Raw genomic sequence first — 12,677 nt, 5'->3', positions numbered from 1 at the left:
CCAACAGCAGGGATCCCATGGCCGCAGACAGAGCCCCTCTCCACCACCGCCCCTTTCGCCAGACAGAAGCTGCCATCGTCACCCAACCTGCGGCCAGGCCAAACTCTCTAGCTCCCCTCGGCCAAGCGCAGTTGCACCGAGCGGCCATGGGCGGGCAGCCCCTCCGCTTGTGCCAGAGCTTGGATCGCGCCAGCCACCTCCTGCAAAGCTGCCGAGCCGTATTGGATCAGGCTGGAGTACTTCAGGAAGGTCTCTACCCCTAGAGCTGAGGCGTAGCGAGCCGCCCCCGCTGTGGGCAAGGTGTGGTTGGGCCCGGCCAGGTAGTCTCCCACCGCCTCTGGAGTGTAGTGCCCCAGGAAGATTGCCCCCGCATGGCGAATGGGATCCAGCAGGGCCCAGGGATCCGCCACCTGCAGCTCCAGGTGCTCCGGCGCGAACTGGTTGGACAAGTTGACTGCTGTCGCCAGATCCGGCACTACGGCGATGAGCCCGTAGTTGGCCACCGCCTTTTCCACCATCAGGCGATTGGGGTGGGTCTCCAGTTGGGCCGCCACCGCCTGCTGCACCTGTTGGGCCAACTGGAGATCGGGGGTGAGGAGAACGGCCGCCGCCAGGGGATCATGCTCGGCCTGGGCCAGAAGATCGGCGGCAACATAGAGGGGATTGGCGCTCTCGTCGGCGATGATCAACACCTCGGAAGGCCCTGCCAGCGAGTCGATCCCCACCGTGCCGTATACCAGCTTTTTGGCCAAAGTCACGTAAATGTTGCCGGGGCCGGTGATTACATCCACCTTGGGGATGGTCTCGGTGCCATAGGCCAGCGCCGCAATGGCCTGGGCCCCGCCGACGCGATAGATGGTGTGGATGCCCACTTCTTGGGCGGCCACCAAAATAGCCGGGCTGATCCCCTTGCCCCCCAGCCCGTCCGATCCCGGTGGGGTCACCATGACAATCTCGGGCACCCCCGCCACCTTGGCCGGAATGGCGTTCATCAACACGGTGCTGGGATAGGCGGCCCGCCCTCCTGGAATGTAGAGGCCGGCGCGGTCCACGGGGCGGTACTGCTTGCCCAAGACGATCTCAGGGCCGGGAAAGCTCACCCAACTGCTGGGCACCCGCTGCCGGTGAAAGGCTTCAATGCGCTGTTTGGCCAGGCGCAGGGCCGATAGCAGTTGCGGCGATACCGCCTGGTAGGCCGCCTCCAGCTCCGCCCCCGAGACCTTCAGCTCCGCCACGCTTAACTCCACCTGGTCAAACTCAGCCGTGTAGGCCAGTAGAGCGCGATCCCCCTGACGGCGCACTGCTTGCAGGATCTCCCGCACAGTGGCCTCACGGTGCAGGTTCTGGTCAGCCTGAGTGCGCTCCGAGATCCGTCTAAGCTCGGCTTCAGCCTCGGTTAGCTGGGTGACGATTCTCAGCATGGCAACTCCTTCGCCTAGCGTGCCGTAAGCAGATGGTAGCGAGGGATCCGGTGGCATCGCGGTAGCAAAGCAGATCCTCACTCCACCGGTTCGGGGTGGCCAGAGGAGCCATCCTCGGTCAGGGATCCCGTCTGCACCTGGGGTGATCTGCTATGGTCATAGCTTAGCCTGGATTTTCCGCGGCCAAGAACCGGCCATGGCGCTTTGAGGACGCTGTTTGAAAAGCAGCTTCCTCTGCTTTTACCAGCGCAATTCAGCCGATTTGATTAAATTGCGAAAGTCGTGGATCACCTCTTCGCAGCGGCGGAAAAAAGCCAGTACCCAGTCCCGCAGCACCTTTTGTTGAGATTCGTCCAGCTCCTTGAGGGTGCCCCGGTAGTGGATTTGGCCGCTGCGCTCGATCTCGAACTGGTTGAGCCACTCGGCTGAGGATCCCTGGCGTTCCACCACTTCCTGCCGCGCTGCCTTCCAATAGTTGACGATCACTGCCTTGCCCAAATAGCCGCTTGTGATCTGGCAGAGGCGATTGAGAGATTGCACAAAGACATCCATCTGCATGCGGCTGCCTGTCGCTGCCGGCTGGGTCGCCTCCTCCCTTGGTGTGGGCTTGCCTTCTGCTAGGGTGGAGCTGGGTTGGGTAGGGTTCCGGACGGCCTCCGCCTGGCTGGTCAACAGGCGAAAGGTGGCCAGGCCCTTCGGCGTATCCTGTTGCAGCTCGGCTCGCAGGCGGTTGACGGCCAAGGTGTAGACCGGCATCACCAGCTCGTCATTGACCGCCACCAGCAACACCCACTCCGGCCCTAAGGGGTAGACAAAGACTCGTTGCTCGGCGAACTGAAAGTCAAAGTAGTCAAGGCCTGGGGGCATGGTCTGCAAAACCTGAAACAGCCCTTCGGCAAGGGCCTGCTGCTGCCGGCTGTCCAAGTTCTGAAAAGAGCGGTAGAAAAAAGGGCGGCCTGTCCGACTCAGGAGCGCCACCCCCATCACCCCCCGGATGGACAAAAAACTCTCGAGTGTTTCCTTCTCCATGCCCCTCAGGAGCCAACTCGGCCAACACAGCAGAGTGGGTCGGTAGCCCCGTACTTTACTTTAGTGCGGGGCGGAAAAGCCTTCGAGCGACTGGAGTCGCTCGCCAATGCTCGCCAATGTTGTTATGCTCGCCAATGTTATTATGATGTTGTAATCTTAAGTCAGCACCTACCCCGGTGAAAAACCCGGACAGTACCGAAAGCCAGTAAGCAAGCGGAACCTTGAGGCTTTGTCTCTAGGAACTGTCTAGGGGCGTCTTGACAGCGCCTTTACGAGTCCAACTGTGGACTGCGTAAGCCTTCCCCAACTTCAGCCGGGGGAGTGTCAAAACTCCTACGGTGGCTCAGATTAGCCGAGGCTGGTTGGCTACAGCCCATGACTACAGTCTTTGCCAATCCTTGCCCAGTACAGAGCTTTCCAGCAACACCGACTGCAGCCGCTGCAATTACCCTTTGCGTAACAGGGATCCCTCTCGTCTGCAAAAAAAACCTGATGAAACTCGAAAAAGCTGCGGCAAGGAAACTGCGGCTGTTATTTTGCAGTCATTAATGAGACGGTTCGTTACCTTGTTGTTGCTATGCAACGTTGTCGCGAACACACCGCTCTAACTCCCCCCTCCTTCTGGGAAAGGGGCCGGGGGTGAGGGCTAAGCAATGCACTGGGACAAAAACTCCCCAATCCGTCCTATCGCCTCCTCCAGCCGGGATCCCTCCGCCACCAGGGCAAAGCGGACATAGCCTTCGCCACTGGGGCCAAAGCCAGAGCCTGGCGACAGGGCAACGCCTGTGGCCCGTACCAAGTCTAGACAAAACTGGGCCGAGGAACCACGGTAGGACTCCGGCAAAGGCGCCCACAGGTACATGGTGGCCTCCGGCAGGGGCACGGGCCAGCCGATGCGGTGCAGAGCCGCCACGGCGATATCCCGCCGCTCGCGGTACACCTGCCGCCAGTGATCCAAAAAGCTATCGGGAGCCGCCAAGGCCGCCGCCGCCCCCCGCAGAATGCCCTGGTAGGGGTGGAAGTCAATGGTGGACTTCACCAGGCGCAAAGCTCGGATCAGCTCGCGGCTGCCGATGGCATAGGCCACCCGGAACCCCCCCATGTGATAGGACTTAGAGAGGGAAAAGAACTCGATGGTGCGGGTCTTGTCCGGATCCGCCTGCAGCGCCGAGGGAGCCACCTGGCCGTCGAAACGCCAGTCCACATAGGGAAAGTCATGGGCCAGGATGATGTCGTGCTGCCGACAAAATTGCAGCGCTTCCTGCCAAAACTCCGGGGTGACGGTGGCGGTGGTGGGGTTGTGGGGATAGCTCAGCACCAAGAGGCGTGCCTGGCGACAGACCTCCGCCGGGATCTCGTCCCACTGGGGCAGGAAGCGGTTTTCCACCCGTAGAGGCAGGTAGTACGGGATCCCCCCCGCCAGATGGATCCCGCCCACATGGGAGGGGTAGCCGGGGTCGGTAACCAAAGCAATATCCCCGGGATTGAGCAGGGCCAGCGGTAGAAGGGCCGTTCCCTGCTGGGATCCGATCAGCGGCAGCACCTCCGTTTCCGGGTCGATCTCCAGGCCGAACTTCCTCAGGTACCACTTGGCACAGGCGGCGCGGAAATCAGCCGTGTCGTGAAATAGGGTGTAGCCGTAGGTGGTGGGATCCGACAAAGCCGATTGAATGGCTGCTAGAGCTTCGGGAGGCGGGGGCAGGTCTGAGGATCCCAGAGACAGGTCGATGACATCCAAGCCGGAGCGGCGTGCCTCCCACTTCGCCTGATCCACTTGGTCGAAGACATTGGAGCGGAGAGGGTGAAGTCGCTGGGCCAGAGAAAGAACCATGCAACAGCTCTTGGTGGGGAGTCTATCCTAGCTGGGGGATCCCTCTAGGGGTTATCGCCAGCGTTGGAAGAGGCGGGTAAAGAGGGCTGCGTGGCCGCCGCCGGGCCGCGGTCGAAAATCTCGATGTGCCACTGGCCACGACCGTTGCTCTCAAAGGCGATAAAGCGGCCATCGCCACTGATGGTGGGGTTGCGCACATCCCCCGGCACCCGGCTGCTGATATTCTCAACGCGGCGGGTTTGCCGGTCGTAGAGAAAAATCTCCGACTTGCCCAGCGCATTGGAGACATAGACGATGTAGCGACCGTCGGCGCTGATATCCGGCGAGGTGGCGGCCACATCGCTGGAATTCAGACCGGGCAAGTCCACCAGCCGCTGTTCCACCGTGTCGTAGAGAAAAATGTCCTGGCTGCCGCTGCGGGCAGAGGAAAACACCAGGTAGCGACCATCGCCACTGAAAGCAGGCTCCCCATCAGGGAAAATGCTGTTGAGGCCGCTGCCGGTGAGCGTGGGGCGCGGCGTGCGAAATCCTGCTGGGCCACAACCTAGCAACAGGAGGCTCAATCCGGCCCAACACAACCTGCTTGCCCAGCGGGTTGGGCTGCCTGGGATCTGGCCATCGGTCAGCATCGCCTTGCCCCTCCAACTTTTCTCCATCATACTCAGTTGGCAACTCGGCTCGGCTAGGGTTCTACCTTGACGCCCTTCCAGAAGGCCACGTAGCCGCGGATGTTGGCCGCCGCCGGCTTGGGATCCGGGTAGTACCAGGCGGCATCTTTGTTCTCCTGGCCGTTGACCACGAGGGTGTAGTAGCTGGCTTGTCCTTTCCAGGGGCAGGTGGTGTGGGTGGAGCTGGGCTGAAAGTATTCCCGCCGCAAAGATTCCGGCGGAAAATAGATGTTGCCTTCCACGGTTTCGTAGCGGTCGGTCTCCGCCACCACCACCCCGTTCCAGATGGCCCTGGGCATGAAAAACCTCCTGTCGCGAACTCTCGGTTCTCAACGTTAGTTTTAACGTTATTTTTGAAGTTGCAGATCTCGGCAAGGCCAACTGCCTTTCTTTGAGATTAGCTTTTCTGCCTGTCGTCGATCGTTGTCGTTGAGGGTTGACACCCGCCCCCGCTGGGCTGTTCTCCACTGCTATTGAGCGCTACGGCCATGGCTCGCCGCAACACCCTAGAAGATGACCTCAACTACCAGCAAGCCAAGCGCAGCCTGCGCCAGTGGGTGGCCCAACTGGATCTGCGCCCCCAAGAGATCGTGGGCCTAGAGAGGGAGCTGGAGAACTTGCAAGCGCTCTTGGACAAGCTAGAAACCGAGGTCATCCACATCGCCGCCTTTGGCCTGGTGGGGCGGGGCAAGTCCTCCCTGCTCAATGCCCTGTTGGGCGAGCCGGTGTTCGAGACGGGGCCAACCCATGGCGTCACCCGTACCCATCGAGCTGCCGTTTGGAACATCAGTTGGGAAACCCGTCCCCAACCCCCCTTGGCTGCAGCAGCCCTGCAGGGATCCCGCCTGCTGCCGGCCTCGGTGCAGTCGGTTCAGGTCAGCCACTGGCAGGGATCCCGTCTGGAGCTGATCGACACTCCCGGCCTCGATGAGGTGGACGGCGAGGAGCGGGCGCGGCTGGCCCAAGAGGTGGCGCAGCGGTCGGATCTGATCCTGTTTGTTGTCTGCGGGGATCTGACGCGGGTGGAGTTTGAGGCCCTAGCGACGCTGCGGGAGGCGGGCAAGCCCATGCTGCTGGTGTTCAACAAAATCGACCAGTACCCAGAGGCGGATCGCCAGGCCATCTACGACAAGATCCGCAACGAGCGGGTGCGGCAGCTTCTTTCTCCCAACGAGATTGTCATGGTGGCGGCCTCGCCGCGGGTGCCGCGCCTGGTGCAGAGGCCAGATGGCAGCTTTGGCGTGGAGATGGAGATCGGCCCCCCCCAAGTGGATGCTCTGCGCCTGAAAATCTTGGAAGTCTTGCATCGGGAGGGGCGTTCCCTGCTGGCCCTCAATGCTCTCCTGTTTGCCGATCGCGTCAACCAGCAGGTGATTGAGCGCAAGCTGCAAAGCCGTGCCCAGCAGGCCCAAGAGCTCATCGCCGCTGCTGCCCGCACCAAGGCGCTGGCTGTTGCCCTCAACCCCGTTACCCTGCTCGACACCTTGGGAGGACTGGCCCTGGATATTGCTCTCATCCTGCGCTTGTCCCGCCTGTATGGCTGGCCCATGAGCACTGCGGGAGCCGCCCAACTGCTGCAGAAGATCGTCCTCAGCATGCTCAGCCTGGGGGCGGGAGAATGGGTGGCGCTGTTGGGGCTGGGATCCCTGAAAACCCTGCTGGGGGGATTCTCCCTAGGGGCCTACGGGTCGGTGGCCCTGACGCAAGCGGTGTTGGCCGGATTTTCCTGCTACGCCATCGGGGAGGCGGCCCGTCGCTACCTGGCCCAGGGAGCCAGTTGGGGGCCGGAGGGGCCCAAAGCCGCCATAGCCCAGATTTTGGCCGATTTGGACGAAGCCTCGATCACCGCCCGCCTGCGGGAGGAAATCCGCCACAAAATTGGATTCGCTCTCTCCTGACCCTCTACAACCCTCTACAATCAGAAGGCCGAGCCAATCGTTCCCATGACCTACTGTCTTGGCATCCTCACCCGTTTTGGCTTGGTGATGGCGGCAGATTCCCGCACCAACGCCGGCGTCGATTACGTCTCCACCTACCAAAAGCTGTTCGACTTTTCCCTGCCCGAAGAACGGGTAATCTTAATTTGCACCTCCGGCAACCTGTCCATTACCCAGAGCGTTTTAACGGAAGTGCAGCGGGATCTGCGCCAGCAGGAAAGCCCCAATCTCCACACCCTGCCCCATCTCTACGACGTGGCCCGCTACCTGGGATCCAAAATCCGCCACATCCAAGAGCAAGACCGACCCTGGCTGGAAAAAGACGGCATCGACGCCCAGTGCAGCTTCCTGTTGGGAGGACAGATCCGCGGTGAGGAGCCGGCCCTCTTCTTGATCTACAGCCAGGGCAACTGCATCCAGGCCACCCCAGAAACGCCTTTTTTGCAGGTGGGGGAAACCAAATACGGCAAGCCCATCTTGGATCGCACCCTCTCCTACGAAACCCCCCTGGAGGATGCAGCCAAATGTGCCCTCCTCTCCATCGACTCCACCATGAAGTCCAACATCTCTGTCGGCCCCCCCATCGACCTGGTGATGGTGCCGGCCAATCAGTTCAAAGTTACCCATCGCCTGCGCCTGCGCACCGGGGATCCCTACCTGGCCAAGATGCGCAAGCTCTGGGAGAGCGCCCTCAAACAGGCCTTCGACCAAATGCCCCCCATCGAGTGGGACTACTCAGATTCAGCCGATCGAGAAGAAGAGCTGATCGACTGAGCGGGGGAGATTGGTAGGATAGGGTAGCTTTGCCCAGCCCTTGTCATGTCAGCCCACACCTTTCAGGACTTGATCTTTCGCCTGCAGCAGTTTTGGGGGGAACAAGGCTGCCTCATCCTGCAGCCCTACGACCTGGAAAAAGGCGCCGGCACCATGAGCCCCCACACGTTTTTGCGTGCCCTGGGGCCGGATCCCTGGCGGGTGGCCTATGTCGAACCTTGTCGTCGCCCCACCGACGGGCGCTACGGCCAAAATCCCAACCGCCTGCAGCACTACTTTCAGTACCAGGTTCTGATCAAGCCTTCCCCCGACGACATCCAAGAGGTGTACCTAGACAGCCTGCGGGCTTTGGGCATCAATCCGGCAGAGCATGACATTCGCTTTGTGGAAGACGACTGGGAATCCCCTACCCTGGGTGCCTGGGGGGTGGGCTGGGAAGTGTGGCTGGACGGCATGGAGGTAACCCAGTTCACCTACTTTCAACAGGTGGGCGGGCAGGATTGCCACCCGGTTTCTGTAGAGATTACCTATGGACTGGAGCGCCTGGCCATGTACCTGCAGGGGGTGGATTCGGTTTTCGATCTCTGCTGGAGTGAGCACCCTTCCCTGGGCCGGATTACCTATGGGCAAATCTATTTCCAAAATGAGGTGGAGCAGTCCTACTACAACTTCGAGTATTCGGATCCCGAGATGCTGCTGGAGCTGTTCCGCCTCTACGAAGCTGAAGCCAAGCGCTTGATTGAAACCACGCAGCAGAAGCTGCAGAAACAGGTGCTTCCCGATCGGCTGGCGGTGTCGCTACTCCTGCCCGCCTACGACTATGTGCTCAAGTGCTCCCATACCTTCAACCTGCTCGATGCCCGCGGCGTCATTGCCGTGGCCGAGCGCACCCTCTACATTGGGCGCATCCGCAACCTGGCCCGACAATTGGCAGAGCTGTACGTCAGCCAAGCCGATCGCCCCGGCTCCAGCTATGCCCTAGGGCAGCCGGAACCCACTCTGATCTCCAAAGGCACCCGGTCTAATGGCTAGGGAAAAAGATCCCTGTTTTCGCTATGATGAGGGATTGGCATCAGCAGGCGCTGGCCTACCATGGCCGCCCTTACCTTAGGATAATCGACACTCTCGTTTTCACCCTCTTTTCCTGACCAGTCCACCTTATATTCCCGGAAAAATCTTTATGTTTCGCCATCCCGTCACGCGGGTTTCCATCTTTATTGATGGGAACAATATGTTTTATGCCCAACAAAAAAATGGCTGGTTTTTCGACCCGCGCCGAGTCTTGGATTATTTTGTTAGATCCCAGCCCAACGTCGAGCTAGTCAACGCATTTTGGTACACCGGCATCAAGGATCCCAACGATCAAAGGGCCTTTCGAGATGCTCTGATCAGCTTGGGTTTCACGGTGCGCACCAAGATCCTCAAAGAATATCGAGACGAAGACTCCGGCCGCTACTTCCAGAAGGCCAACCTGGATATCGAGATCGTTATCGATATGTTCAACACGGTTGGGCAATACGACAGGATCATCTTGTTTAGCGGCGATGGCGATTTTGAGCGGGCCGTCGAGCTGTTGCGCTCCAAAAACACCTTGATTACCGTCGTCTCCACCGAAGGAATGATTGCCCGCGAGCTGCGCAACGCCACCGATCGCTACATCGACCTCAACGACATTCGCCCCTACATCGAGAAGCTAGACAAGTAAGGCCGAGATTCTGGGCCGATCCCTCTGCTGTCGAGCCGGCCCCACAGCTCCCTGGCGGAGTTGCCACAACTCATCTGAGTTCCTTCTGGTTTCTCCGCCTTGAGGGAAAATCTGCTGAGTAAGATTGCTGCCACGCGAGCGCCCCATCCGTTACATCGACCATAGTCGGCGTTGCCGGGAAAAGCTGTCCCAGCCGCTTTAAGTTGCTCTGGCAACCGTCAGAAGGGTTGTTATAGTCATTATCAAATAGCAATGAAACACTTCTCCACCTCGTTATTACTACGCAATGCTGTCGCTCTAACTCCCCTCTCCCTCTGGGAGAGGGGCCGGGGGTGAGGGATGGGAGAGGGGCCGAGGGTGAAGGCGGGTCGGCGGCAAAGTGTCTTAATCTGGTTTGAAACGACTCTATCTTCCTCCTTGCCGGTTAACTTCTGGACAACCTTGACCTGGGCAGAGAGCCAAAGAGGCTAGCATTGTAAAAAATCTTTGCCCTGACAGGTTCTTATGACCGACGTTCCCGTCTCCCGCATTCGCAACTTTTCCATCATCGCCCACATCGACCACGGCAAATCCACCCTGGCCGACCGGCTCCTGCAAGAAACCGGCACCGTTTCAGCCCGCGAGATGAAGCCGCAGCTTCTAGACAGCATGGAACTGGAGCGGGAGCGGGGCATCACCATCAAGCTGCAGGCGGCCCGCATGAACTACCGCGCCCAAGACGGCCAGGACTATGTCCTCAACCTCATCGATACGCCGGGGCACGTGGACTTTACCTACGAAGTCTCCCGCTCCCTAGCAGCCTGCGAAGGGGCGCTGCTGGTGGTGGATGCCTCTCAAGGTGTGGAAGCGCAGACCCTGGCCAACGTCTATCTGGCCCTGGAGAACAACCTGGAAATCATTCCGGTCATCAACAAAATTGACCTGCCGGGGGCGGAGCCGGAGCGGGTCATCGCCGAAATTGAACAGGTGATCGGCCTCGATTGCAGCGGGGCGATCCTGGCTTCTGCCAAAATGGGCATCGGCATCCAAGAGATCTTAGAGGCAATCGTGCAGCGGGTGCCCCCGCCGCAGGATACGGTGGCGGATCCCTTGCGGGCTTTGATTTTCGATAGCTACTACGACTCCTATCGCGGCGTGATTGTCTATGTGCGCATCATGGATGGGGAGGTGAAAACGGGGGATAAGATCTGCTTCATGGCCTCCGGTCGGGAGTACGAAATTACCGAGCTAGGGGTGATGCGCCCCCATCAAGAGCCGGTTGAGTCTCTCCATGCGGGGGAAGTGGGCTACATTGCCGCCGCCATCAAAAGTGTCGAGCACGCCCGTGTTGGGGATACTATCACGCTTGTCCATCGCAGGGCCTCTGAACCTCTGCCGGGCTACAAAGAAGCCAAGCCGATGGTCTTCTGCGGCCTCTTCCCCAGCAACTCCGATCAATACGCCGAACTCAAAGAAGCTCTGGAAAAACTGAAGCTCAACGATGCTGCCCTCTACTTTGAGCCGGAAGTTTCCCCTGCCATGGGCTTTGGCTTCCGCTGTGGTTTCCTGGGCCTGTTGCACATGGAGGTGGTGCAGGAGCGCCTGGAGCGGGAATACAACCTGGATTTGGTGATTACCGCTCCGACAGTGGTATACCAGGTTACCCTCAATGATGGCTCGGTCATCCGCGTAGATAACCCCAGCAAGCTGCCTCCTCCTAACGAGCGCGTCAGCATCGAGGAGCCTATTGTTCGGGTGGAGGTAATCCTGCCGGAGGAGTTTGTTGGTACGGTGATGGAGCTGTGCGAGACCAAGCGCGGCACCTTTAAGGATATGAGGTACCTGGCTCAGGGCCGCACGACGTTGGTGTACGAATTGCCTTTGGCGGAGGTGGTCACCGACTTCTTCGACCAGTTGAAATCTCGCACCCGCGGCTACGCCAGTATGGATTACCAAATGGTGGGTTACCGCGCCGACGATCTGGTGCGTTTGGACATCCTAATCAACGGGGACGTGGTGGATTCTCTGTCCACAATCGTGCATCGGGACAAAGCTTTTTATGTGGGCCGGTCTCTAGTAGCCAAGCTGCGCGAGCTGATCCCACGCCACCAATTTGAGGTGCCCATTCAGGCAGCGATTGGCTCTCGGGTGATAGCCCGCGAAACCATTCCTGCCCTGCGCAAAAATGTCCTGGCCAAGTGCTACGGGGGGGATGTGACCCGCAAGCGGAAACTTTTGGAAAAGCAAAAGGAGGGGAAAAAGCGCATGAAGGCGGTGGGAACCGTGGAGGTGCCCCAAGAGGCGTTTATGGCAGTGCTGAAGTTGCAAAATGACTAGCCCAGTCTTACGACGGGAAGAGGTGTTGGCCTGGCTCCAGGAGCAGGTGCCTCCCCCTCGCCTTCGCCACATTTTGGGGGTAGAGGCGATGGCCCGGCAACTGGCGATCCATTATGGGCTGGATGAGCAAAAAGCTGCTTGGGCAGGGCTGATGCACGACTTGGCCAAGTCCTTCCCCCCGGAGCAACTGTTGCAAAGGGTGGCTCAGGAACGGGAGCTGGACGAAATTGAGCGGGCCGAACCCCACATTCTCCACGCCGAGGTGGGATCCCTGCTGGCACGGGAGCGATTTCAGGTGCAGGATGCAGAGATCTTGGCGGCCATTGCCAACCACACCCTGGGACGCCCCGGCATGGATCCATTGAGCTGTGTGGTTTTTGTAGCCGATGCTCTGGAGCCGAATCGGGGCAGCAGCCCAGAATTGGAGCGGTTGCGGCAGATGGCTTTTGTAGATTTGTCTAAAACCGTGGTGGGAGTCTGTGACTTGAGCCTAAAATTTTTGCTAGATCGGAATCAAGTGGTTCATCCGCGCACCCTCATGACTCGGAATCATTTTCTGCTGCATCCTTTAGATAGAAAGGATGTAGAGAAGGTTATGTCCCAAAGCAACTCAGTCGTTTCAGGAGGGTTTTAGTTGCTACAGCCCATGCCTGCCCGTGCCAGGGATCCCATCTATCGCATGGCGTTGACCGCAGCTCGCGCAGCGGAAGAAAAAAAAGGCGGCGACATTATCTTGCTGGATGTATCCCAAATTTCCACGTTGGCGGATTACTTCCTTTTGATCAGTGGCTACTCGCTTACGCAAGTACGGGCCATTGCCCGAGCAATTGAGGAAAAGGTTTGGGAGGAGTGGCAACAGAGTCCGCGCCGCATCGAAGGTCAAGAGTCAGGCTCCTGGATACTGATCGACTATGCCGATCTCATTGTCCATGTGCTCATGCAGGAGGAAAGAGACTACTACGACCTAGAATCTTTCTGGATCCAGGCCCAGCGAGT

At 59.4% G+C, this 12,677-nt stretch carries 12 protein-coding genes; 7 read left to right on the top strand and 5 right to left on the bottom strand.

The features are described from left to right. Nucleotides 1-107: 107 nt before the first annotated feature. The 5 genes from hisD to NW841_RS05960 all read right to left on the bottom strand — a co-directional run bounded on the left by hisD (nt 108) and on the right by NW841_RS05960 (nt 5,248). Nucleotides 108-1,421 carry a histidinol dehydrogenase gene (gene hisD, locus NW841_RS05980; protein ID WP_414334957.1) on the bottom strand — a complete coding sequence of 438 codons (1,314 nt, stop codon included), beginning with the start codon at nt 1,419-1,421 and terminating at the stop codon, nt 108-110. A 240-nt stretch (nt 1,422-1,661) separates the two neighbouring features. Then, a complete protein-coding gene (locus NW841_RS05975) occupies nt 1,662-2,450 on the bottom strand; it encodes a hypothetical protein (protein WP_414378199.1) in 789 nt (262 codons plus the stop codon). A 646-nt stretch (nt 2,451-3,096) separates the two neighbouring features. After that, nucleotides 3,097-4,281 carry an LL-diaminopimelate aminotransferase gene (locus tag NW841_RS05970; protein ID WP_414385797.1) on the bottom strand — a complete coding sequence of 395 codons (1,185 nt, stop codon included), beginning with the start codon at nt 4,279-4,281 and terminating at the stop codon, nt 3,097-3,099. Nucleotides 4,282-4,325: 44 nt separating this feature from the next. Continuing rightward, complete coding sequence (locus tag NW841_RS05965; protein WP_414365660.1) at nt 4,326-4,844, bottom strand: TolB family protein; 519 nt, start codon at nt 4,842-4,844, stop codon at nt 4,326-4,328. Between the two features lie 119 nt (nt 4,845-4,963). Further along, complete coding sequence (locus NW841_RS05960; RefSeq protein WP_414365659.1) at nt 4,964-5,248, bottom strand: DUF427 domain-containing protein; 285 nt, start codon at nt 5,246-5,248, stop codon at nt 4,964-4,966. 189 nt (nt 5,249-5,437) lie between these two features. Here NW841_RS05960 and NW841_RS05955 point away from each other — a divergent pair, with 189 nt between their 5' ends. The 7 genes from NW841_RS05955 to rsfS form a co-directional block, all read left to right on the top strand. Then, nucleotides 5,438-6,847, top strand: a complete 1,410-nt coding sequence (locus NW841_RS05955) for a DUF697 domain-containing protein (RefSeq protein WP_414385795.1) — start codon at nt 5,438-5,440, stop codon at nt 6,845-6,847. A 45-nt stretch (nt 6,848-6,892) separates the two neighbouring features. Further along, on the top strand, nt 6,893-7,660 hold the full coding sequence (locus NW841_RS05950) for a peptidase (protein WP_414372200.1): 768 nt from the start codon (nt 6,893-6,895) through the stop codon (nt 7,658-7,660). A gap of 45 nt (nt 7,661-7,705) precedes the next feature. Further along, nucleotides 7,706-8,692: a glycine--tRNA ligase subunit alpha gene (glyQ, locus tag NW841_RS05945; protein ID WP_414385793.1), complete on the top strand. Its 987-nt coding sequence runs from the start codon at nt 7,706-7,708 to the stop codon at nt 8,690-8,692. Between the two features lie 148 nt (nt 8,693-8,840). After that, nucleotides 8,841-9,365, top strand: a complete 525-nt coding sequence (locus NW841_RS05940) for an NYN domain-containing protein (protein WP_414365655.1) — start codon at nt 8,841-8,843, stop codon at nt 9,363-9,365. A 504-nt stretch (nt 9,366-9,869) separates the two neighbouring features. Beyond that, the gene (gene lepA / locus NW841_RS05935) at nt 9,870-11,681 is read left to right on the top strand and encodes a translation elongation factor 4 (protein WP_414365654.1); all 1,812 of its coding nucleotides are present in this window, start codon (nt 9,870-9,872) and stop codon (nt 11,679-11,681) included. Next, entirely contained in the window at nt 11,674-12,315 is a 642-nt protein-coding gene (yqeK, locus tag NW841_RS05930; protein ID WP_414365653.1) for a bis(5'-nucleosyl)-tetraphosphatase (symmetrical) YqeK, read from the top strand. Before lepA ends, yqeK begins: the two co-directional genes overlap by 8 nt. 12 nt (nt 12,316-12,327) lie before the next feature. Continuing rightward, a partial coding sequence (gene rsfS / locus NW841_RS05925; RefSeq protein ID WP_414385791.1) for a ribosome silencing factor occupies nt 12,328-12,677 on the top strand: 350 nt, incomplete at its 3' end.

It is taken from the genome of Synechococcus sp. H60.3 (assembly GCF_047462295.1).
GTDB lineage: Bacteria > Cyanobacteriota > Cyanobacteriia > Thermostichales > Thermostichaceae > Thermostichus.
This window is presented reverse-complemented; position numbering and strand designations above follow the sequence as displayed.